This is a genomic window from Fibrobacter sp. UWB13 (genome assembly GCF_900177805.1).
Lineage (GTDB): Bacteria > Fibrobacterota > Fibrobacteria > Fibrobacterales > Fibrobacteraceae > Fibrobacter.
Window position 1 is genome coordinate 370,473 of record NZ_FXAX01000001.1, and the last position, 22,540, is coordinate 393,012.

Here is a 22,540-nt window from a genome sequence, read left to right on the forward strand (position 1 = left end):
TGGGCGAGAGTGGAATCACGAAAGACCTTTCTTCAAAAGCTTGAAGAACAAAAAGCGGGGGAGGTACGAAATCAAAATTGCCATGCGGTTGCGCATGCGAATGCTCAAATCAAAGAACGTGCCAAAGCGGTATTTGCGAATCTGCGCAAGAGCTCTTTGGCGGTATTCCGCAACTTCTTCGGTGTCCTGCGTGCGCATCAAGACGCTAAAACTCGCGCTCACGAGCATGCTGCGGGCAGCCTTGTAAAGCGCCTTTGACTTTGGCTTCATGGCTTCAAAAATGTTTTCGGCAATGTCGAGCAAAAGGACTATTTTTTGACGGTCTATCTGCGTGGCAAGTTCGCTTCCGGCGCGCTTGCGGTAAAAGTACAGCTTTGATTTTGTAATGGCGACCTTATTGGCTGCTAGCAAAATTTCGGGAACGACGGCGAAATCTTCGTAGATCGTTCCGGCTGGGAAAAACTTGTTTTTCCAGAGACTTGATTTGTACAGCTTGTTCCATGCGGAATAGTCAGGAACTTTGTCTTGGTACAAGGCTGTTCTCGTGGCGTCTTCAGCGGTAATGCTTGCAGAACTTGCAACCTCGACTGTAGTGCCGTCGACTTTGAACGATTCCTCGACTTGTTGCTGGTTACAGCATGCGATGTCTGCTTCGTGTTCCTTTGCTATGGAAATGAGCGCTTCAAGATAGTTCGGTGCTACGCAGTCATCGCTATCGATAAACGTAACGTATTCCCCTCGCATAATCTTGAGCCCCGTATTGCGGGCTTCAGACGGACCTTTGTTCGGTTGTCCGATAAGCCTGAACCTGGCATCGGATGAGGCGTAGCTGGCGGCAATTCGCGCACTTTCATCGGTCGAACCGTCGTTGATAATGATAGCTTCAAAATCCGTAAAAGTCTGTGCAACGAGACTGTCGAGACAATCCTTGATGAATGCCTCGGTGTTGTACATGGGGATGATGACGCTTACGGCTGGCATTATTTGCCTTCGCCCTCTTTTGTGATGCCTTGAATCACTTCGACCCAGCCGGCACGAACAAATGCTCCTGCCTGCACAAGATCGTTTTGGGCTTTCTCGTATGCCTTGAGAATGTTGTTGTATTCCGAAACGTCGCGTATCATCTTCACATCGTGGTGAAGCTTCTTTTCGAGCATGTCCTGCTTCCACTGGGCGACATCGGCAAGGCACTTGCAAGAGGTGTCAAAGTTGTCTAAATAAGCTGGCACGGTGTCGAGAAACGTTTTTTCGTACGGCTTAGCTTTGGACTTCGCTTCCTTGATGAGCGCTTTTTGTGAAACGACGTTCTTGCGCAGTTCGTCCATGAGCCTTACGATACGGACAAAATCCACCTGCGGCCAAATAAGGCTGAACGGCCACATCTTTTTCCAGTGGAACTTGAAAATGGATTCGTGCGCGGTATTCTTGGCACGCATCATTTCCTTGAGGTTATTGTAGATAATCTGGGAGGGTAATTTGGAAATATCTTCGCTCATACGAGAAGAATATAAAAAATAGGCGCGTAAGTTCTCTATTTTTACTTTAAATTTGCTTGATTTTTTTAAATTAAAGTTTAGATTGTTTCTGAAACGACTTTTTCTAAAGGAATACTATGGATAAAAAGAAAATGAAGATCCTCGTCGTGGCTGACGTTGTCATCCTCGTCGCTCTCATCATTATCCTGATGACGCTCAAGGGCGGCTATGAGGAACAGGCAAAGCGTACCGCAAACGAACAGGAATCGGCTTATTTGGAAAAGAATACTCAGGTTCTCGTGGAACAGTGGCGTTCTGTGGACCAGTACAGCATGGCTTGGAAGCTTGTTTACACGGTGCTCTCCGGTGCTAAGAGCGAAGCCGCATTCAAGAGCGCTCTTGCTGCTATCGAATCCGACAAGGATGCTCGCTTCAAGCAGATTTCTCACCTTTACACTGGCGCTGGCATTAATGACGCTGTGCAGAACGGCATTTTCCAGAAGGCTGGCCTTGCTGAAGGCTCGATTCTCCTCAAGAACGAAAAGGGTTCTAAGGAAGTCGCTTGCGGTAAGAATTGCGTTGTGAAGTTCAGCTATGCCAAGGGCAAGCTCAAGAACGTTGACTACAGCGCATTGGTCCAGTATAACCTTGCAAACAGCCTCAAGATTGAAAAGCCGGCTGAATACCATTTTGAATAAGGGAGAACGTCATGAATTTAAAGAATATTTCCATTGCTCTTACCGTTCTCGTTTTTGGCGTTATAGCCATGCTCTTCATGCAGAAGGGTAACTATGTCAACCAGGCTAGGGAACATTACGAAGCCACGACAAACAAGTCCTTCAAGGGTAACTCCATGGTGCTTGATTTGGTGAACAACGGCATCGAAATGAACAAGTCCACTTGGGCCATCGCTTGCGGTGCTCTCCAGACTGTGAGAACCTCCCAGGACATGGCAAGGCTCGAAGCCAAGTTCTTCCCGGCAACAAAGGGCAACATGAGCCTCGCCAATAAGACTCGCCGCTTTGAAGCAAGCTCCGCAAACGTCATTGTCGCTAACTTCGGCAAGGTCGAAGAAGACAAGAAAACGGGCGTGAAGAGCCTTGCTGACCTCCAGTCTGTAGACGTGAGCATCTTGCTCGGCAATTATGCCGCCGCAGCTGCAGCTGTTAGCGATGAAGGTGCCGACGAAGAAGGCGCTGAAGAATAACGCCTAGCTGCGCCCAACCTTGTCATCCTCGAGTTATGCCCGCCTCTGGCGGGCATCGCCTTTTTATACAGCCCTAGTCATGCCCGCCGGAGCCTGTGCTGAGCGCAGTCGAAGTAAGCGGGCATCTCCTTTTATGCTGTTTTCCCGGCCTCTGTGCCGGGATCTATTGTTTTAAGGTATAATATGGAATAATCGTTTCTTACTTTTTTGATACGATAGTGCGCTGGACGAGTATATATTTACTTTGAGCAATGATAAAAACTATCCAAAAAAGGAGGGTTCTTCATGTTTGAACCAGTCAATGGAAAATTTGAAATGCCAGTGCTTCCGTACGGAATGGCTGATTTGGCTCCTGCATTAAGTCAGGAGGCGATGCTCTTTCATTTTGGCAAGCACTTGCAGACTTATGTGAATAATCTCAATGCAGCACTTCCGGGGAGCGCTTTCGAAGGCAAGTCTCTTGAAGAAATCGTAAAAACGTCCGAAGGTGGCGTGTTCAACAACGCTGGGCAGATTTTGAACCATGCTATGTATTTTTTGCAGTTCAAGGCACCGACGATGAGCAATGTCCCGATGGGTGAAATCGCAAAGTTGATTGAACGTGATTTTGGATCGTTTGAAAAGTTCCAGGAAGAATTTCAGACGAAGGGTGCGGGGCTTTTTGGCTCTGGTTGGGTCTGGCTTTCGGCTTTGGATACGGGCAAGCTTGTGATTACGCAGGAGGGCAACGCCCAGAACCCGATCACCAAGGGACTCAAACCGCTTCTTACGTTCGATGTGTGGGAACACGCCTACTACATAGACTACCGTAATCGTCGTCCGGATTACCTGAAGTCGCTGTGGAGTATCGTCAACTGGGATGTTGTAAACGAACGCCTCGGCTAAAACCATTTCTCAACAACAAAAATCGCACGGGTCATCCCGTGCGTTTTTACTTTTAAATTTTACTTCCTACCGCCTACTTGTACTCTCGCTACGCTTAAGTACCAAATGCTGGTCTCGGTCATGTCCAAGCAAGCTTGGTCGCGACACTCAACCTATACATTTGTCCTACTGTCTACTGCTATTGTCGTGGTGGCATTTTCGGCAGCACAAGCTTCATGATAATCGGCACGAACACCATAATCAGCACTTGCGCTACGACAAGGCAAACGACCTGCGAAAAGATGAACATCGCAAGGAACGGCGGCTTGTGACCTTCTGGCATCATCGTGAAGTACACAAAGCAGACCATTGCCGTCGTGATAAGCGGCGTGTAAATCAAGTTCGAAGCGAGCGATTCCACGAAATGTGCCTTTGGGGTACGCGGCTGCAGGTGGAACTTGCGGGCGAGGGCTGCATTCACCTTGGGAATTGGCACGAAAAAGCCAATCGCAAAGCTAATCACAAAGCTTAATGCGAAACATTTTAAGAATCCAATGACAATTGCGATTGTCGGCATCTCGGGCGGGTGTTCCGCCATCAGCTGACCGGTAAGCGAAAGCCCGAAGCTCATCAAAAGCGCCATGATAAATGCAATTTTTAGCCCCTCCTTTCTCATTTGCTTTTGCATTTCTGCCGAATGGATGTTCTGTTCTTCCATTTTAATCTCCATACCCTAAAAAATTGAGTTTCTCCGTTCTCCTTAAAAAGAGTACTTATAATATATCATCTTTCTTGCAAAACTGTAAACAAAAACAAACGTAATTTATCGAAATTCCAATAAATATTGTAATTTATTATGGTCCGTCATCCCGGAGCGTTTTATGGATAATGAACTTAAACTTTTAATTGGCAAAGACGAAAAAATCATTTATGCAGGGAAGCCCAACAAAAAGTGCTTTATTTTCGAAAGCATCTTTAATCCGTTGCTCCCGTTTGCGTTGATTTGGGGTATCATTGACTTTGGCGTTATCGGCGCTTCGCTCTCGTCTAAAGAAGAACATATTGGCTTTTTCTTGGTCCCGTTCATGTTGCTCCACCTGATGCCTGTATGGATTTACCTTGGCGGGGCGCTTTTATCGTTTAGGCGTTACCAAAATACAAACTATATCATCACGGATAAGGCTATCTATGCGTCTGGTGGTGTTTTCAGCAAGCGCTACAATACAAAACCGTTTGCGGAACTTTCGCACGTGGATTTGCATCGCGGCATTTTTGACCAGTGGTTTGGTGTGGGCGATATCATTACGACATCTGCTCAGGCAAATCCTGTAACGCGGAACGGAAGAATGACTTCTACGAATGCGGGTATTTCTATCGATAGTATTTCCAATTACATCGAAGTCTACAACATCGTGAAAAAGCTCCAGCAAGATGTGTACGCCGATGTTATGTACCCGAACGACTTGCGCCCTCGCGAAAACCACGGATACAATACAAAGTATCGCGGATAGCTAGAGCGTTTTTTCCATGCGGGTGCAATCAAAGACGCCCCAGCGGTGCGGCTGATCTCCGATGAGTTTGTACCCAAGCTTTTCGTAAAAACCGGTGGCTTCCAAACGGCTGTCGATGACAATCTTTTTGTAACCGCATTCTGCAATCCATTTTTCAGCTTCGCGGACGGCCATAGCGCCGAGCTTTTGACCGCGATATTCCGGCATCACGACTACACGCCCGATTGTTGCCGTTTCTGCATCAATCTCGTAGAATCTGCACGTTGCTACGGGGTATTCATCATCCAGTAAAACGATAAACTTTGTGCCGTCGCAATCGTGCTCGTCGAATTCATCACGGAGCGAAATGTGATACGCCCGATTCATTGCTTGGATGCGCACGCTGTACGCACCTGCGCGTTGCCACTCTTCTGTCGCTCGGAGAACTTTGATATCCATGTTTTCCTGTTAATCTCTTGTAACACTATGTAGCTAGAATATATTATATTAACTGATAGAAGGAGAATGGGTATGTCTTTTTTTACCTGTAATTTTTATCGTTCCGTTATCGCTTCTGCTGCGCTTGCCTTTGCGCTGTCCGCTTGTACAGATTCTGATTCAGGATCGGGGACAAATTCGGAGGAACCTGCCGGCGATTCCGCGAAATGCAAGGACGTTTCCGATGAAGCATTCTGTGATTTGCGTGACGGACAAGTTTACAGGACCGTGGAAATCGATAGCATGGTGTGGACCGCCCAGAACATGAATTACTACATGGTCGGTAGCCACTGCTACGATGATAAAGACTCCAACTGCACCAAGTACGGGAAACTCTACAGCAAGTCAACGATTTTCCATATTTGTAAAAACGGTTGGCATGTGCCCAGCAAGGATGAATACGAAAAGTTGTTGAAGTACCTGAATCGCCACCAGGATTACGTTCGCGTGTTCAAGCCGTTATCGGCGGGCTTCCGCAAGACGGATGGAACTTATAGCCTTATCGAAGAGAAGGCGTATTTCTGGTCCTCGACGGAAGTCATCGGGCAAGGCGAGTGCTATGTGGAATTTTCTGATGAAAATCCTGCCGGTAAGTTGATTTGTGGCGGTATGGAACGTGGGGATGCCCTTTCGCTCCGCTGCGTCAAGGACGATTAATCTAGCTTGTCAAAGAAAATCTCGCCGTCTTGCTGGACGATTGAGATGGTGTGCGTGCCTTTGTTGCCCATGTCGTTGTAATGGACGAGGTATTTGCCGTTACCGAGAGGCTCGATTTGTTCGACTTCATGAATGTCCTCGCCATCTTGGGCGCTACTGCGGAATTTCCAGACGGCGTAGCCGCCACCATCGCTGAACTCGTCATCGTACGCTTTTGAAAGCTCCTGAGCGAGATTCTTTGTGCAATACGTCGCAATGACGGAATCGTTTGCTTCTTCTGTTCCGAATAAGTAATTGCTGTAGAACGACTGGATTTTTTCTATGGCTTTGGAGTCTGCGTCGTTGTCGCTACAGGAAAAAGCTGTTGCTGCTGCCAGTAAAATTAAAGACTTTTTAATGAAATTCATGTTTTGCTAAGGTAGAATTGTTATAGGCGTTCCGTCCTTGACGGCGTCGTAGATTTCTTCGATTTCGTCGTTCGTGACGGCGATGCAGCCGGCAGTCCAGTCTTTCCACTTGTGCCAGAATTTAAAGAGAAATGCTGGAATCTTGTTCGGGTAGCCGTGGATCATGATGTCGCCACCGGGTTCGTAGTTGCCTTCTTTCGCTGCCTTGATCTGCTCCGCGCTCGGGTACGAAATTCTCAGCGATAAATGAAACTTGCTTTTTGGATTGTGTCTTTCGATGGTATAGTCGCCCTCGGGCGTCTTGTTGTCGCCGGATTTGACCTTCGCTCCGACCGGATTCTTGCCCAATGAAATTCTGTACGTTTTGGCAATGTTATCACCGTTGCGCAAATACATTTTGCGCTTCGCCTTTTCTACGAGAATGTTGTCAATGGGTGAGGTGAGCATGGGTTAAAATGTTGTATGTTAAACATTTTGTAATATACAAAATGTTTAATGGATTGTAAGCAGCGAAGATTGTGCGTTTTATGCGAACTTGATTTCCAATTTTTTCCCTAGTGCCGCTGCGATTTTGTAGAGCGTTTCTACTGTAGGTGTGCCTTTCGGTGTCTCAAAACGCTGGTACGCTTGCGGCGTGAATCCGGCTGCTTTTGCTACTTCTGCTTTTGTTTTGCCACGGCGGGCTTCAAAAATTTTGTACGCAACTTCAATTCTTGGAGATAGCTGGATGGCGACAAGGTCTTTGTTTGCATCAGGCATTGTCTTTGGGTATACGAACGAATAGCCCATATCAAGGTCACATTCCATAGCTCCATCGAGTGCGTCTTTTGCCTGCTTAATAGCTTCTTCGCGAGTTTTGCCAAATGCATTTACGTTCGGTAGGTCCGGAAACAAAACCACGTATCCCATGTCTTTGTCTTTTTCGATTTTTGCTGCGTAATCCATGAGCTTTAACCCATCCACGTTCTTCGGCGTATTTGCAAATTTTTCTAAATTTCATAATAAAAATACAACCTTTTTATTGATTTGTCAATATATTTGTTTATCTTTCGTGGCTAAAAAAGGTGACAATATTTGCTTTTTTTGAATGTAAATAAAAAGAATGTCGTATTTTGACATTCTTAAAATTATGGAAAAATACAGAAAGTGAACACTATGGAGGTGGACTGGTTATTGAATTGGAAAAAAACTTAATGAAGCTTTATTCAAACAGATAATTGTCGCTTCGTTCGTGACAGTAGTCTGTATAGTCGATTTCAATGTAGTAAGTTGAGTCTACGCCACAACCGTTTTCAAGCGGAATGAATCGCTGTGTTATATAGTATGTAGAATCTTTTTCTATAGAGGCAAAATCATAGTTTGGCGATTGTGACGGAAGGCTGTCATTGTAACCAGCTTCGATAAGGGTGGATGCCCTTCCTTTCCGTACGTTGAATGTAACTATGGGGAATATCGTTTTCTTGTTTCCGCAAAAAACAGTTTCTGCCATGAAATACTTGCCGTATTTCCAGTTGCGGATGTTCTTGAAATTGGCGGGGTCCTTGTTTAGGCGAATCCATTTGGCTGAGTCGGAGTTGGGACGAATGAACTCATCTCGGAGCTCGAAGTATACTTCTTCGTCGTTGTATATGGATACATGGACGGAATCCACATTTTTCGGTGGGGTCATGTAAACCGTTAAGCCGCAGGGCCAGGACATATCGTACTCGGTTGTACAGAAAAATCCGCAGCATGCCCAACTGCAAAGAAGCAATGCGCTGATAGTTAATGCTTTCCGTTTCATTAGTTTATTTTCTCCTAGACACACAAGTTAGAATATATAAAATAAAAACGTCCAGGGGGTTTAACCTGGACGTTTTTGAAAGGGAGGGGCCCGCTCGGAGGCGGGCATGACATCCTGTGATTACTTTAAGAAGTTCATGTACGGGAGCTTTGCAGCGAGTTCCTGCACCTTGTCGGCGTTGGCCATGAGGGCGGAACGTGCGTGCCAGGAACCGTCGAGGAACTGACCGCGCGGGCCGTCGGCAAGCGTGAGCTCGATGGTTTCGTCACCCATCTTGAGCGTACGGCTTTCGGTGCTCGTCACGAGTTCTTCGCTCGGGTGTGCTTCAATCCAGGAGAGGATCTTGTCTGCAACTTCGTGGCTTACCTTGTAGCAAGGAACGCCAATGGCCACGCAGTTACCGAAGAAGATTTCGGAGTAGCTTTCGGCGATGATGGCGCGGATGCCCCAGCGCTTGAGAGCCTGCGGAGCGTGTTCACGGCTGGAACCGCAACCGAAGTTCTGGTTCGAGACGAGGATGGAACCGTTCTTGTAAGCCGGATCGCGGAACGGGTGGACCTTGCCCTGAGCAGCGAGGCCAGCGATATCGTCGGCAAAGGCGTTTGCGCCAAGGCCTTCGAATGTCACGCACTTGAGGAAGCGTGCCGGGATGATACGGTCTGTGTCGATGTCGTTGCCGCGTACAGGAACGCCGGAACCTTTAACAATGTCGATAGAATTCATTTTTTAAATCTCCTTGCGTTACTTGATGTACTTGCGGACGTCGGTAATCTTGCCTTCGATGGCGGCTGCAGCCACCATGGCGGGGCTCATGAGGATGGTGCGGCCCGTCGGGCTGCCCTGGCGACCCTTGAAGTTACGGTTGCTGGAGCTTGCGCTGACCTGGCGACCCTTGAGCTTATCCGGGTTCATGGCGAGGCAGAGAGAGCAGCCTGCTTCGCGCCATTCGGCACCGGCTTCCTTGAAAATCTTGTCGAGACCGAGCTGTTCTGCTTCCACCTTGATCTTCATGGAACCCGGAACGACCCACATCTTGACGGTCGGAGCGACCTTGTGGCCCTTGATGATTTCGGCGGCGGCCTGCAAGTCGGAGAGGCGACCGTTAGTGCAGCTACCCACGAAAGCGATGTCAATCGGGCGGCCAATCATCTGGCAGCCTTCTTCCCAGCCCATGTATTCATAAGCTTCGGAAATGACCTTCTTTTCGCTGCCTTCGAATTCGTTGATCTTCGGCATGTTGCCGTTGAGCGGGATGGCCTGAGCCGGAGTGATACCCCAGGTGACCATCGGTTCGAGGTTGTCGCAGTTGATTTCGACTTCGTCGTCAAACTGTGCGTCGGCGTCGGTAGCGACGGACTTCCAGTAAGCAACGGCTTCGTCCCACTTGTCAGCCTTCGGGGCGTACGGACGGCCCTTGAGGTATTCAAAAGTCTTTTCGTCGGGGTTGCAGTAACCGACGCGGGCGCCGCCTTCGATAGCCATGTTGCAGACCGTCATACGGCCTTCCATGCCCATTTCTTCGATGACCGGACCGGCAAATTCGTAAGCGTAGCCAACGCCACCGTTCACGCCGAGCTTAGCGATGTAAGCAAGGGCAACGTCCTTGGCGGTCACACCCGGCTTGAGCTTGCCGGTGAACTTGATGCGGCGAGTCTTCAAGGGGCTCATGGCGAGCGTCTGGGTGGCGAGAACATCTGCCACCTGGCTTGTGCCGATACCGAATGCGATAGCACCGAATGCACCGTGCGTTGCCGTGTGGGAGTCACCGCAGGCAACGGTCATACCCGGCTGCGTAACGCCTTCTTCCGGGCCTACGATGTGGATCACGCCCTGTTCAGCGGTTGCGGGGCCAAAGAACTTGATGCCGTTATTCTTGGTGTTGTTTTCGATATGGGAGAACATCTCTTCGGAAATGCCGTCCTGGAGCGGGCGGTTGCGTTCCGGGAAAGTGGTCGGGATAATGTGGTCGACCGTTGCAAAAGTGCGTTCCGGGAACAGCACCTTCTGACCTTCTTCGCGGAGCTGCGCAAATGCCTGCGGGCTCGTGACTTCGTGGCAGAGGTGGAGCCCAATAAAGAGCTGGCACTGGCCGCTCGGGAGCTTAGCTACCGTGTGGCTTTCGAAAATTTTCTGATAGAGTGATTTTCCCATAGATTTGTCTCTTTTAGGTTTGTTTTATTGCGGCGTAAATATAGAATTTTAGACGAAAGACGAAAGACGAAAGAATAAAGAATAAACAAAAAACACGACCTTGAGAGCCGTGTTCAATGTAGTCTTAACAAAAAAAACTTAAATTAGAACTGTTCAATCTGGGTGTTGAACTTATACTTGTCCTTGTAGTAGGCAAGCATTTCGTTGCTGTTGGAGAATGCGCGGCGCAGCGGATCGCGGAGGGCCGGTTCTCTCTTGACCTTCTTGTTGATTTCCGGAACGACGTCCTTGAAGAAGAGTTCGTTGCTAGCTGCTGCGACGTGGTTCTGGTTGAAGTCCATGTGGTAACGGCGTTCGACCATCTGGAACAAGTCGGACTGGCAGGAGTTTTCAGGCGGCAAGTGGCTTGCAACCGGCATATAGCACTGCTTGATGTAGTCTTGCTTCATGCTGACGATGAGGCTGTCAATGGCGGGAATGTTGTGAACCGAGTCGTTGTGAGAGGCGAGTTCGGCCTTTGGGGTCACGACTCCAGAGCATGCAGAGAAGAATGCTGCGACGAGTGCGAGGGATGCCCAAATGATGGAATTTTTCATGTCCTAATCCTTTTGTTTGACATTGTTTTTTTGCTACATCAATCCCGTGTACCAAAGTTACTTAATTGTGGATTAATTTGCGATAGTATGGGTGTAAATTTACTGTTACGAAAGGGCTTTTTTGGCGTATTTTTACGTTCCGTGTGACGCAAAACACCAATTTTTTTATTTGGAAGTCGGCTTGAACTTGTAAAACCACTTTATTGGGTCGATTACATCGTAGCGGACGTTCCCGATTCTCTTTTTTCCCTTCTTGCTCACAAGCCCTGTAACGATATGGGCGTGCGGTCCGGTGGTGTGCCCTGTGGTGCCGACTGTCGCAATGGGGTCGCCTGGCATGACTTCCTGACCGTTCAAATAAAGGAGCTTGTCGCAGTGCATAAACAAGATAACGTCTTGCTTACGGACGAGTGCAATAATCACGCCTCCACGTTCATCGCGGCTGGTCCAGGCTTTGGCGCCATACGGGGCTAAAATGCGGGCTCCCTGGCGGCTGGCGACGTCTATGCCGTTGTGCTTTCTCTGTGTTGCGGTGGCGGTTTCGTGATAAAATTCCGTGATGTAGGCGATGCTATCCGAAATGACGGATGTCCAGTATTTCCAGGCGGCGCCGATGGTATCTGCCGATGCAGGGCGCTTGATTTCGTCTGGACGCGAGAAGCGCAGCGTTGTTCCCTTGGGCGGGATGTTCAGGCTGCCTTTTTCCCAGGCGGTCACGCCGAATCCGTTGTCTTCAAGTGTTTTTGCCACGTAATTCTTGATCATCTTGTCGTTTGTGATGATGGCGTCGAATCGTCCGATGGCGTAACGGGCTATGCGCTGTATGTTTTCCACTCCGTCGAAGGTGTATTCGAACGACGGGGCTACAGAAAGTTGGTTTCTTTCCTGGATGCGGTCGCGGAGGTTGGAATCACTCCTGTCGATGTCCGTGACAAAGAGGAACGGGGCGATGATGACCGCGATGAGCAAGAGCGGGAACAGGTTGCGGATGATTCTCGGGAATCCGTCGAGTGGATTTTTGACGAGAATGGAAACTTTATGGAGTTTCTTGACGACTTTGGCGAGTTCTTCCGGATTTTTCTGGAAGTCGAGGGCGAAAGCTTCCTTGGTGGCTTTTGCGTTACGGCGGATAGCCTTGCTTGCCTTGGGGTATGCTCTGCGGGCGGGGCGTTCCTTGGAAAGCCACAAAATCTCGATTTTTTGAGCTTCTTTGACGTCTTCTATGAATGACGCTGCCGATTTCATGGACATTGGCGTCACATGCATCATCAAAAGGCGCGCCATAGAGACGAGGTGTCCGACGTTTTCTACCTGTTCTGTCGAAATGATGCCGATGACTTGCGGGGCTATCTTTTCGAGACTCTTGATGTTGTGGTAGAGCGTGCGGAATTCACTATCAGAAGTGGGGAGGGCGTTGGTGCCCGTGATAGTGATGTTTGTGTCCGAAGACGAAATGTGGTTAATATCTTCGGCGGTAAGGATTTTTTTTGAAAGGTCTCCGGCTTGGATGGGGGCGTTCCCTTCAAGGGGGCGCTTCCCGGTAAAGTCAATTACAACAAAACGCGCACCGGCGTTAAGTGCCAGTGCGAATTTTTGCAAGGCTTCTGTGGGCAACGCTTCTTCGTCTGAAATGGCGAAAAGCGTGAACCCGCCTTGGTTGTAAAGGCTTTCTAGGACCTTTCTTTGCATGCCTTACTTGGCGGCACCGCGCGGGTAGGAGTAGCCAGAAGGAGGAGCGGCGACGAACTTGTCGACCTGGAGGTAGAGTTCTTCAGCGGATGCTGCCGGGTTGAAGAAGATTTCCTGGTTGCGGTTCTGGCTGCGGCCCTTGATGGGTTCGTTGCGGCGGCCACGGCTAACGATGCCGAGCGGGAGCACTTCAAGGAGCGGGAGAAGGCCGAAGTAGCGGAAAAGGCTGAAGTTCTTCTGCCAAGTGGTGCGTTCTGCCAAGATAGCGAAGGTCCCTTCGATGATGGACTTGCTCTGGAGAAGGTCTTCAGAGGTCATCGTCACGAGTTCGTGATTGGTGGGGAAGTTGTTCTGGAAGTTTACCATGTCGCCCTTGAGATAGTTGGCGTCGCAGAGGAATACGAATTTCATTGTTTTTCCTGGTTAGATTTAATGGTTTAATTCAAAATTAGTTATTTCTGGAGCATTTTGTCATATTTTGGAGCCGTTTGGCGGCGGGCGAAAGCCAAAAAAGTTTCAGTTTTACAAAAAATTTACAATAGAAATTGGCTATAACCCGTTTTTTTCGTAAAAAAGGGGATTTTTTCTGAAAATGGCAAAAGAGAGGCTTTTGGAGAGCTGTTTTGCTGTAAGTCGTTGATACTCAAATACTTACGAGAATTTCTTTAACGGAATAGACAAATCTTTCAATTTTTGTTACGGAAAAACATTTTCGAAATATGAAAAGTTTTTGTGGAAAAGCATTATATTTAGAAACGTTTTTAAGGACGTGTGATAAATTTCACTGTGAAATTTTGATTGCGTGTATGGTATCGGAGATCGAAAATGAATAAACTGAAAAGGTCCATGGCGACCTTGATAGCTTCTGCTAGTGTTATAGCAACATCATCGTTTGCGCAAAATCCAGCACCTGCTCCACAAGCGGCACCTGCTGCAGCCCCTGTAAATGAACCCGCTCCCGAACCCGCACCGGCGGTTGCCAATGAAGCTCCCCAGGTTAGCGGCATTCCTGGCGAATCCATTATGGAAGGCGGTACATTTTCGAAGATTAAACTCGACAACTTTGTCTCGGACGACACGGACCAGCCCTCGCAGATCCGTTGGAAGGTCAGCGGCAACAAGAACTTAAAGGTGACGATTACTCCGGACCATACGGTTGAAATTGCAACTCCAAGTCCGCTTTGGAACGGCTCCGAAGACTTGACCTTTACGGCAACGGACTCCAGAGGTGCTAGTTCTTCTGAAACGGTGAACTTCTCTGTCGAATCCGTGAACAATCCGCCGGTCGTATCTCAAATCCCAAGCCAGGTGATTACGGAAGGCCAGCAGTTCACGAAGATTCGCTTGGATGACTTTGTTAATGACCCGGACCACAAGAAAGACCTGATTACATGGGATACCGAAGTTGTTCCGGCTGGTGGCGCACAGGCCGACGGCGATTTGTCTGTAACAATTGATGCTGGTCGCGTTGCAACGATTGTGGTTCCTGACAAGCACTGGTATGGTGCTGCAAGAATCAAGTTTATTGCTAATGACCCGGATTACGGTAGCGATAATAAGACCGCTGCATTTACGGTCCAGCCTGTGAACGACCCTCCGACATTCACGAAGAAGATTCCTGACCAGGTCATTGAAGAAAAGAACCAGTTCGACATGATTTCCCTTGCGGACTATGTCACTGACCCGGATGACGATCCGATGAAGCTCAATTGGACTGTGACGGGTAATAAGGACTTGAAGATTGAAGTCGACAAGTACGGTTCTGCCATTGTGACGCTCCCGAACGAAAACTGGAACGGTCAGGAACGCGTGACGTTTACGGTGACTGACGCTGCCGGTGCTTCTGCAAAGCAGGACGTTTTGTTCAAAGTAAGCTCCATTAACGACCCTCCGGAGTTTGTCCAAAATATTCCTGACCAGACGATTGATGAAAAGCAGGAATTTGCTCCGATTCAGTTGGGGCAGTATGTCAAGGATCCGGACCACCGCATCGAAATGCTCAAGTGGGCTGTTGCAGGTGCTAAGGACCTGAAGGTTTCTGTTTCTGGCGGTGTGGCTACAATCCGCATTCCGAACAAAATGTGGAATGGCTCTGAATCCATCAAGTTCAAGGCCACGGACCCGGATGGCGCTTCTGCTGAATGCGAAGCCATGTTCACGGTCAATTCCGTGAATGACTTGCCGAAGTTCATTCGCCCGATTCCGAACCAGAACATCAACGAAAAGCAACAGTTCACCAAGATCAAGCTTGATGACTTTGTCAAGGATGAAGACCACAAGAATTCCGAACTCTCCTGGGATGTCGAAGTCAAGCACCAGGGCCCGATGCCGGAAACGGGTACGCTCAACGTAACGATTGATGACCAGCATGTGGCTACTGTTGAAATCCCGGACCCGAGCTGGTTTGGCAATACGGTCGCTACGTTCACTGTGATGGACCCGGAAGGTGGTTCTGCAAAGCAGGATGTCGCCCTTAACGTGCGTTCTGTGAACGATCCTCCGGTATTCAAGAAGATTCCGGACCAGTCTGTTGAAGAAAAGAACGAATTTTCTTCGTTTATCTTGGATGACTACTTGAGCGATGCTGACCACGATTTCTCCAAGCTCAAAGTCGAAGTCACTGGCAATCGCGATCTTAAGGTCAATATCGATAACAGATCTCATGAAGTTTCTGTGAAGATTCCGCACGACCAGTGGAACGGTACGGAAACATTGATGTTTACGGCTACTGACCCGGAAGGCGCTCGTGCAACGACCTCTGCCAAGTTTACGGTCAAGGCTATTAACGATCCTCCGGTCATGAAGGATATCCGTGAACAGACCGTTAAGGAAAAGGGCGAATTCCAGCCGATCGAACTCGACAACTTTGTTGAAGACCTTGACCATGCCAAGAATCGCCTAAAGTGGACGATTACGGGTAATAAGGAACTCAAGGTGGCTATGGATGGTGCTCGCGTTGTCCGTATTACGCCGCCGTCTCCGCAGTGGCATGGTGCCGAAGCTTTGACGTTCAAGGTTTGCGACCCGGATAACGCTTGCGACGAACGCACGGCAAACTTCACAGTGGAATCCGTGAATGACGTTCCGATGTTTGTCAAGCAGGTCATGCCGCAGACGATCCGTGAAAAGGGTCAGTTCCAGCCGATTAAGCTTGCAGACATGGTGAAGGACTTGGATAACAAGCTTTCTGACCTCTCGTTCTCTGTTTCTAGCAAGCCGGCTGCCGGTTCCAAGAAGAGAGAATCTGAACTCAAGGTCAATATCGATGCAAACAAGGTTGCAACGATTGTCATTCCGAACAAGTTCTGGAACGGTGCTGAAGAAATCACGTTTACCGTAACGGACCCGGAAGGCGCCAAGGCTTCTTCTACGGCTCTCTTTACTGTCGAATCTGTGAACGACCTCCCGGAAATCAAGCAGGTGGCAGACCAGACCATTCAGGAAAAGGGTGAATTCACTCCGTTCAACGTGTCTGAACTCGTGTCTGACCCGGATGACCGCTTTGAAAGCTTGAAGATTGACTTTACGGGCAATAAGGACCTCAAGGTCGATATGTCCAAGGCCGGTATTGTGACGGTCAAGACTCCGAACAAGATGTGGAACGGTTCTGAAAAGGTGACGTTCACGGTGACGGACCCGTCTGGTGCCAAGGCTCGTACGACTGCAACATTTACGGTTGTGTCTGTGAATGACCCGCCGGTTATGAAGGAAATTGCAAGCCAGACCATCAAGGAAAAGGGCTCCTTCAAGCCGATCGAACTTGACAACTACGTTGAAGACCTTGACCACGCCAAGAATCGCCTCAAGTGGAAGATTGAAGGCAACAAGGAACTCCGCGTTGCTATGGATGCAACTCACAAGGTAACGGTGACTCCGCCGAATGCTAGCTGGAATGGTTCTGAAAAGCTCCGCTTCACGGTAACGGACCCGGATGGCGCCTCGGATAGCAAGGAAGTGACTTTCACGGTTGAATCTGTGAACGACGCTCCGGAATTTGTGCGCGATCTCCGCGACCAGTCGATTGACGAAAAGAAGCAGTTCCAGCCGATCAAGCTTGCTGACTTCGTGAAGGATCCGGACCACAAGATTAGCGAACTCAAGTGGACTTTCAAGGTTAGCCCGATTAGCCAGGGCTCTTCGAAGAAGAAGGGCAACGATGAACCTGCAGGTGAAACGCTCCGCGTTCAGGTGGGCGCTGACCAGGTGGCAAATATCATTATCCCGAACAAGTACTGGCATGGTGCTGCAAATATCACGTTTACGGCTACTGACCCGGAAGGTGCTTCTGCAAGCAAGACGGCTCGCTTTGAAGTGCGCTCCGTCAACGACGCTCCGGTCATTGCCAAGGACGCTCCGACGGGTGAAACTATTCTCGAAGGTGGCCGCTTTAAGACTATCCTCCTCTCATCTCTTGCCGAAGACCCGGACCATCCGGCATCTTCCTTGAAGTGGGAAGTTACTGGCAATCGTGACCTTAAGGTGGATGTCCGCAAGGACAACACTGTGATCATTTCTGTTCCGGATAAACAGTGGAGTGGCAAGGAAAACCTCACGTTCTCCGTGACGGACCCGGAAGGCGCTTATGCTCGCCATAAGATGCTCTTTGAAGTGACTCGCGTGAACGATCCTCCTGCATTCGTGAAGAGAATTCCGGACCAGAAGATCAAGGAAAAGGAAACCTTCAAGCAGATTAAGCTCGATGAATTCGTGAAGGACCCGGACAACAAGCCGAATGAACTCCGCTGGAGAATCACAGGTGCAAAGCAGCTCAAGGCTGAAATCTCTGCAAGCCGCGTGCTTACGGTGACGGCTCCGAACAAGGATTTCTGGTGCGCTCCTGAAATGATGATGCTCGAAGTGAGCGACCCGGATGGTGCAAAGACTTCTCAGACCATTACGTTTGAAATTGTGTCCGTGAACGATCCTCCGGTCTTGAGAGATATCCCGCCGCAGAAGATTCGCGAAAAGGGCCAGTTCAAGGATATTGACCTGAGCAAGTTTGTCCGTGACCCGGATAACACCATGGAGCAGCTCTCCTGGGGTGTCAAGGTCCAGAAGGTTGGCGAACCTGCCAAGAAGAGCAAGAAGGGTAAGAAGGGCAAGAATGATGACGACGAGGAAGAAGAAGTCGTCAAGGATGCATTTAGCGTTGTGATTTATAAGGGCGGTCTCGCTCATATCAACATTGCCGACCCGCATTGGCATGGCGAACGCAACGTGGTGTTCACCGTGAAGGACCCGGATGGTGCAACTGATTCCAAGACCGTTAACTTTGTTGTGGAATCTGTGAATGACGCTCCGGTGATCAGACCGATTCTTGCTCAGACTATCATGGAAAAGGAACACTTTGAACCGATTGATTTGACCAAGTTTGTTTCTGACCCGGATCATCCGACAAGCTCTTTGAAGTTCGAAGTGGCTCCGACACGCGCTCTCAAGGCTACGATCAATGCAAAGAAGCAGCTTGTGGTGACGACTCCGGACAAGTACTGGAACGGTTCTGAAAAGATTCGTCTCGATGTGACTGACCCTGAAGGCGCAAGAGCTTCTCAGCAGATTGAATTTAATGTGACTCCGGTGAACGACCCGCCGACGATTATCAAGCATCTTGGCGACCAGAAGATCAAGGAAAAGGAAAGATTCGCTCCGGTGGATCTTGCTAAGATCGTGAATGACCCGGATAACAAGCCGAATGAACTCAAGTGGACTGTTTCTGGAAACAAGGATCTCGTTGTAGATATCAAGAACGGCCGTGCAAGCATCACGACGCCGAACCCGAACTGGAACGGCAAGGAAACGCTCGTGTTCACGGTAATGGACCCGGCTGGCGACAAGCAGTCTACCAAGGCTACGTTCGAAGTCATTCCGGTGAACGATCCGCCGAAGTTTAAGCCGATTCCGCCGCAGGTCATCGAAGAAAAGAAGACCTTCCCGGCTATCAACTTGGCTCAGTATGTTGTTGACCCGGATAACAGCATCGATGAACTCAAGTGGTCTATCGATGGCGAAAATCCGTTTGCTTCTGCAGCTCCTGCAAAGGCTAAGCACAACAAGAAGGATAAGAAGAAAAAGAAGGCTAAGAAGCACGAAGAAGAAGCTCCGGCTCCGACTTTTGGCAAGCATGAACTGAAGTACAACATCAGCGATAAGGGTATTCTCACTGTTGAAATCCCGAACAAGTACTGGAACGGTAGTGAATCGGTGACCATCAACGTGTATGACCCGAGCAAGGAAAAGGCTTCTATTGAAGTGCGCTTTACGGTGAAGTCCGTGAACGATGCTCCGGTTGTAAAGGAAATCCCGGGTCAGACGACTCTCGAAGGCAAGGCATTCAAGTCTATCAATTTGGATGACTTCGTTACAGATCCGGACCACAAGAAGAACGAAATCCGCTGGAAGGTCTCTGGCGCTAAGAACCTCGACGTGAGAATCAACGCCAACCGTGTTGCTGAAATCAAGCCGAGAAGAGACAACTGGTTCGGTGATGAAACCATCATCTTTACGGCTACTGACCCGGCTGGCGCCTCTGACAAGTCTGTCGTGAAGTTCATCGTGAAGCATGTGAATGCCGCTCCGGTGATGCGCGATATTCCTGACTTTACCATCAGGGAAAATCAGAATGAAGGCGTGATTGCAACGATTAAGCTTGACCAGTATGCCCGCGATAAGGACCACAACTTCGAAGACCTCAAGTGGAAATTCACGGGTCAGAAACAGTTGCAGGTGACTTACGACAAGTCTAAGAAGACTGTGATTGTGGCTCAGCCGTACTCTCACTGGAAGGGCAAGCCGGAACGCATTACGTTCACGGTCACCGACCCGGAAGGCGCAACGGCTCATAAGACGGCTACATTTACGGTGATTGCTGTGAATAACGCTCCGGAAACGAAGCCGCTCTCTTACCAGACTCGCGAAGGTGAAGTGCTCAAGGTCCCGGCTGCAACAGGCCTCATGTCTGCTGCTAAGGATCCGGATGGCGACAAGCTTGAATCCGTGAAGACGGTGATGAAGCCGCGCAATGGTCGAATTGTCTTGAACGAAAAGAACGGTTCCTTCGAATACACCCCGAACAAGGGCTTCTCTGGAATCGACGAATTTACGTACAAGGTGTTTGACCCGTCTGGACTCGGTTCCAAGGTGACGAACGTGGAAATTAGCGTTCAGTTCAAGCCGAAGGATGTCCGCGGAAATAACGCTAACAAGAAAAAGAAATAAGGATTTCCTTGTAAAATAAAGAGCGCCTCGTGGTTAAAACCGCGGGGCGTTTTTTTTTGCATTTGTCACCCCCGACTTGTTCGGGGGGCGCCATTCTTGTGTTAAACGGATTGTATGGCTTTATACGCTTCTACGAGCTTTTCGAATTTGACGGCACAGTTGGCGGGGGAGGTGGAGGGGAGTTTCACGGCCTTGATTCCGGTGGCTGCTTCGCAGTATTTTTCGTAGAGCTTATGGGCGGTGGCGCCTGTGCAAAAGATTCGCTTGATTTTCGTTTGGGCGAGGAGCGAGGCAATGTCGTTTGGCACAACGTCTTCGATGCTTGTGTCGCTTGCTCCGATGATGGTGCAGCTGTCGAGAACGTCCCAAAGTGCAATGTAGTGCTTCAAAAGCATCGCTTTTTTTTCGTCGATGGTCGCGGGGAGTGGCTCGTTCAAGACGCTGGCGAGAACTTTCCAAAAGCGGTTTTGCGGATGCCCGTAATAAAACCCCTGTTCGCGCGATTTGGGCGAGGGGATGGAACCGAGCAAAAGAACTTCCGAGTTATCGTCGAAAAGTGCGGGAAACTCATGCGTTACCCGAGTCCTCATATTCTTTGCGGTTCTAGTTTGCGACTTCTTTGTTGCCATGCTATAAGAAAATTAGAAAGATTCTGCTAATGACTAATGACCATTGACTAAAGACTAGCTTTGAACATTGAACTACCCCCCTAAAGTTACTATATTTGGCGCCATGAATCCAGAAATTGAAAAACGCCGCACTTTCGCTATTGTCAGCCACCCTGACGCCGGTAAAACCACCATCACCGAAAAGTTCCTGTGGTACGGGAACGTGATTCGCGAGGCTGGTCACGTGCGCGCGAAAGCCAACAAGAGCTACACTGTTAGTGACTGGATGAAGATTGAACAGCAGCGTGGTATTTCTGTTTCGAGTTCCGTGCTGAACTTCCCGTTTGAAGGTTGCATGTTCAACCTCGTCGATACCCCGGGGCATCAGGACTTCTGCGAAGACACGTACCGTGCGCTCACCGCTGTGGATGCCGCTTTGGTGCTTATCGATAGCGTGAACGGTGTTGAAAAGCAGACGATTCGTTTGATGAATGTCTGCCGCATGCGCCACACGCCGATTATCACGTTCATCAACAAGATGGACTTGGATGGCCGCCATGTGCTTGACTTGCTCGACCAGATTGAAAGCGTTTTGCAGATCAAGACCGCTCCGTTTACGCTCCCGATTGGCGTCGGTAAGCTTTTCAAGGGCGTCTATTCCATCGCCGAAAATACGTTCCACACGTTCAACCCGGACGATGGCAAGCAAGAAATTATCCAGATGGAAGGCCCGGATGATCCGCGCTTGGTTGAACTTTGCGGTGAAAACTGGGTGAACCAGTTCAAGGAAGAATACGAAATGGTCACGGGCGGTATGGATCCGTTCGACCACGAAAAGTTCCTCAAGGGCGAAATGTGCCCGGTGTTCTTTGGTTCTGCCGTGAACAACTTCGGTGTGCGCCAGCTTTTGAACGCTTTTGCAAAACTCGCTCCGCCGCCGATGATCCGCGACACCGACAAGCGCCCGGTCAAGCCGGACGAAGACGCTTTCAGCGCATTTGTCTTCAAGATTCAGGCCAACATGGACCCGAAACACCGCGACCGCACGGCATTCCTCCGCATTTGCTCGGGCAGCTTTACCCGTGGCGAAAAGGTTTTCCACGTGCGTACGGGCCGTGACATCCGCTTGGCTGCTCCGACCGCCTTCCTCGCTAAGGACAAGGAAGTCATTGACCACGCCTGGGCGGGCGACATTGTGGGTATCAACGACCCGGGACTTTTCCGCATTGGCGATACGCTCACGGACGGCGAAAAGATGAATTTCACGGGTATCCCGGACTTTGCTCCGGAACATTTTGCCCGCGTGACGCTCTTGAACCCGCTCAAGTCTAAGCAGATGGCGAAGGGCCTTGCTGAACTTTCGGAAGAAGGTGCAACGCAGCTCTATGAACCGCTCAAGTCCGCAGTGCCTGTCGTGGGCGTCGTGGGTGAACTCCAGTTCGACGTGCTTAAGTTCCGTTTGCAGAGTGAATACGGTGCCGATGTGCAACTCGACCGTGTGCCTGCCCATTGCATCCGCTGGGTGAAAGGCCCTGAAGAAGATGTGGGCAAGTTTGCCGATGAATACGCCGGCGATTGCATGATGGACAAGGAACGCAATCTCGTTTGCTTGTTCCCGAACGAATACCGCCTGAATCTTGCGCTCAAAAACTACGAACGATTGAGCTTCGCTGAAACCTCGCAGGGGTAATTTATTCTTGTCATGCCCGACTCCGATCGGGCATCTCTTTTTGATGGTCGCCTTGTTGCGGGCGGCTTTAAAGATTCAGTTTGAGGCACCCTGAAAGGGTGAAAATCAAAAAATGTGCTACTAAAATGGATAAATCTCTATTTTTGTAGCATGAATTTTGTACAAACTATGCAGATTTGACTGGTGTTTGGTGCTTTTTAGCATTGATTG

21 protein-coding genes are annotated in these 22,540 nt (G+C 49.4%); 7 read left to right on the forward strand and 14 right to left on the reverse strand.

All coding sequences use genetic code 11. The annotated features are described in order from the left end of the window. Positions 1-15: 15 nt before the first annotated feature. Positions 16-981 (reverse strand): glycosyltransferase, encoded by a 966-nt coding sequence (locus tag B9Y77_RS01645; RefSeq protein WP_085490218.1) that lies wholly within the window; start codon positions 979-981, stop codon positions 16-18. Next, on the reverse strand, positions 981-1,496 hold the full coding sequence (locus tag B9Y77_RS01650) for a hypothetical protein (protein ID WP_085490219.1): 516 nt from the start codon (positions 1,494-1,496) through the stop codon (positions 981-983). Before B9Y77_RS01650 ends, B9Y77_RS01645 begins: the two co-directional genes overlap by 1 nt. A 116-nt stretch (positions 1,497-1,612) precedes the next feature. On the opposite strand from B9Y77_RS01650, the gene B9Y77_RS01655 reads away from it, so the two are divergent. The 3 genes from B9Y77_RS01655 (at position 1,613) to B9Y77_RS01665 (ending at position 3,567) form a co-directional block, all read left to right on the forward strand. Next, positions 1,613-2,173: a hypothetical protein gene (locus tag B9Y77_RS01655; protein ID WP_085490220.1), complete on the forward strand. Its 561-nt coding sequence runs from the start codon at positions 1,613-1,615 to the stop codon at positions 2,171-2,173. An 11-nt stretch (positions 2,174-2,184) separates the two neighbouring features. After that, positions 2,185-2,682, forward strand: a complete 498-nt coding sequence (locus B9Y77_RS01660) for a hypothetical protein (protein WP_085490221.1) — start codon at positions 2,185-2,187, stop codon at positions 2,680-2,682. Between the two features lie 285 nt (positions 2,683-2,967). After that, positions 2,968-3,567 carry a superoxide dismutase gene (locus B9Y77_RS01665; RefSeq protein WP_085490222.1) on the forward strand — a complete coding sequence of 200 codons (600 nt, stop codon included), beginning with the start codon at positions 2,968-2,970 and terminating at the stop codon, positions 3,565-3,567. Between the two features lie 178 nt (positions 3,568-3,745). Here the strand turns inward: B9Y77_RS01665 and B9Y77_RS01670 are convergent, their stop codons facing one another. Next, entirely contained in the window at positions 3,746-4,276 is a 531-nt protein-coding gene (locus B9Y77_RS01670; protein WP_254899882.1) for a hypothetical protein, read from the reverse strand. Positions 4,277-4,427: 151 nt separating this feature from the next. On the opposite strand from B9Y77_RS01670, the gene B9Y77_RS01675 reads away from it, so the two are divergent. Next, the gene (locus B9Y77_RS01675; RefSeq protein ID WP_085490224.1) at positions 4,428-5,057 is read left to right on the forward strand and encodes a PH domain-containing protein; all 630 of its coding nucleotides are present in this window, start codon (positions 4,428-4,430) and stop codon (positions 5,055-5,057) included. Here B9Y77_RS01675 and B9Y77_RS01680 read toward each other — a convergent pair whose 3' ends face one another. Further along, positions 5,058-5,495, reverse strand: a complete 438-nt coding sequence (locus tag B9Y77_RS01680; protein ID WP_085490225.1) for a GNAT family N-acetyltransferase — start codon at positions 5,493-5,495, stop codon at positions 5,058-5,060. It lies immediately after the preceding gene. A gap of 72 nt (positions 5,496-5,567) precedes the next feature. Here B9Y77_RS01680 and B9Y77_RS01685 point away from each other — a divergent pair, with 72 nt between their 5' ends. Next, positions 5,568-6,191 (forward strand): FISUMP domain-containing protein, encoded by a 624-nt coding sequence (locus B9Y77_RS01685; protein WP_176221695.1) that lies wholly within the window; start codon positions 5,568-5,570, stop codon positions 6,189-6,191. On the opposite strand, the gene B9Y77_RS01690 is transcribed toward B9Y77_RS01685, so the two are convergent. The 9 genes from B9Y77_RS01690 to B9Y77_RS01730 all read right to left on the reverse strand — a co-directional run bounded on the left by B9Y77_RS01690 (position 6,188) and on the right by B9Y77_RS01730 (position 13,228). Further along, entirely contained in the window at positions 6,188-6,598 is a 411-nt protein-coding gene (locus B9Y77_RS01690; protein ID WP_085490227.1) for a hypothetical protein, read from the reverse strand. The genes B9Y77_RS01685 and B9Y77_RS01690 overlap by 4 nt on opposite strands. 6 nt (positions 6,599-6,604) lie before the next feature. Further along, positions 6,605-7,045 carry a L,D-transpeptidase family protein gene (locus B9Y77_RS01695; RefSeq protein ID WP_085490228.1) on the reverse strand — a complete coding sequence of 147 codons (441 nt, stop codon included), beginning with the start codon at positions 7,043-7,045 and terminating at the stop codon, positions 6,605-6,607. A 78-nt stretch (positions 7,046-7,123) separates the two neighbouring features. Further along, entirely contained in the window at positions 7,124-7,543 is a 420-nt protein-coding gene (locus tag B9Y77_RS01700) for a type II toxin-antitoxin system HicB family antitoxin (protein ID WP_085490229.1), read from the reverse strand. 256 nt (positions 7,544-7,799) lie between these two features. Continuing rightward, complete coding sequence (locus B9Y77_RS01705) at positions 7,800-8,381, reverse strand: hypothetical protein (protein WP_139829236.1); 582 nt, start codon at positions 8,379-8,381, stop codon at positions 7,800-7,802. A 120-nt stretch (positions 8,382-8,501) separates the two neighbouring features. Further along, positions 8,502-9,104: a 3-isopropylmalate dehydratase small subunit gene (locus B9Y77_RS01710; RefSeq protein WP_085490231.1), complete on the reverse strand. Its 603-nt coding sequence runs from the start codon at positions 9,102-9,104 to the stop codon at positions 8,502-8,504. 18 nt (positions 9,105-9,122) lie between these two features. Then, positions 9,123-10,532 (reverse strand): 3-isopropylmalate dehydratase large subunit, encoded by a 1,410-nt coding sequence (gene leuC / locus B9Y77_RS01715; RefSeq protein WP_085490232.1) that lies wholly within the window; start codon positions 10,530-10,532, stop codon positions 9,123-9,125. A 143-nt stretch (positions 10,533-10,675) separates the two neighbouring features. Further along, positions 10,676-11,128 carry a hypothetical protein gene (locus tag B9Y77_RS01720; RefSeq protein WP_073424370.1) on the reverse strand — a complete coding sequence of 151 codons (453 nt, stop codon included), beginning with the start codon at positions 11,126-11,128 and terminating at the stop codon, positions 10,676-10,678. Between the two features lie 165 nt (positions 11,129-11,293). After that, complete coding sequence (locus tag B9Y77_RS01725; RefSeq protein WP_085490233.1) at positions 11,294-12,817, reverse strand: M23 family metallopeptidase; 1,524 nt, start codon at positions 12,815-12,817, stop codon at positions 11,294-11,296. Positions 12,818-12,820: 3 nt separating this feature from the next. Beyond that, the gene (locus tag B9Y77_RS01730; protein ID WP_072828146.1) at positions 12,821-13,228 is read right to left on the reverse strand and encodes a hypothetical protein; all 408 of its coding nucleotides are present in this window, start codon (positions 13,226-13,228) and stop codon (positions 12,821-12,823) included. A gap of 414 nt (positions 13,229-13,642) precedes the next feature. Here B9Y77_RS01730 and B9Y77_RS01735 point away from each other — a divergent pair, with 414 nt between their 5' ends. Next, on the forward strand, positions 13,643-20,032 hold the full coding sequence (locus tag B9Y77_RS01735) for a tandem-95 repeat protein (RefSeq protein ID WP_085490234.1): 6,390 nt from the start codon (positions 13,643-13,645) through the stop codon (positions 20,030-20,032). A 101-nt stretch (positions 20,033-20,133) separates the two neighbouring features. On the opposite strand, the gene B9Y77_RS01740 is transcribed toward B9Y77_RS01735, so the two are convergent. Continuing rightward, on the reverse strand, positions 20,134-20,661 hold the full coding sequence (locus B9Y77_RS01740) for a DNA-deoxyinosine glycosylase (RefSeq protein ID WP_085490235.1): 528 nt from the start codon (positions 20,659-20,661) through the stop codon (positions 20,134-20,136). Positions 20,662-20,764: 103 nt separating this feature from the next. Here B9Y77_RS01740 and B9Y77_RS01745 point away from each other — a divergent pair, with 103 nt between their 5' ends. Next, positions 20,765-22,330 carry a peptide chain release factor 3 gene (locus tag B9Y77_RS01745; RefSeq protein WP_085490236.1) on the forward strand — a complete coding sequence of 522 codons (1,566 nt, stop codon included), beginning with the start codon at positions 20,765-20,767 and terminating at the stop codon, positions 22,328-22,330. Positions 22,331-22,540: the final 210 nt, after the last annotated feature.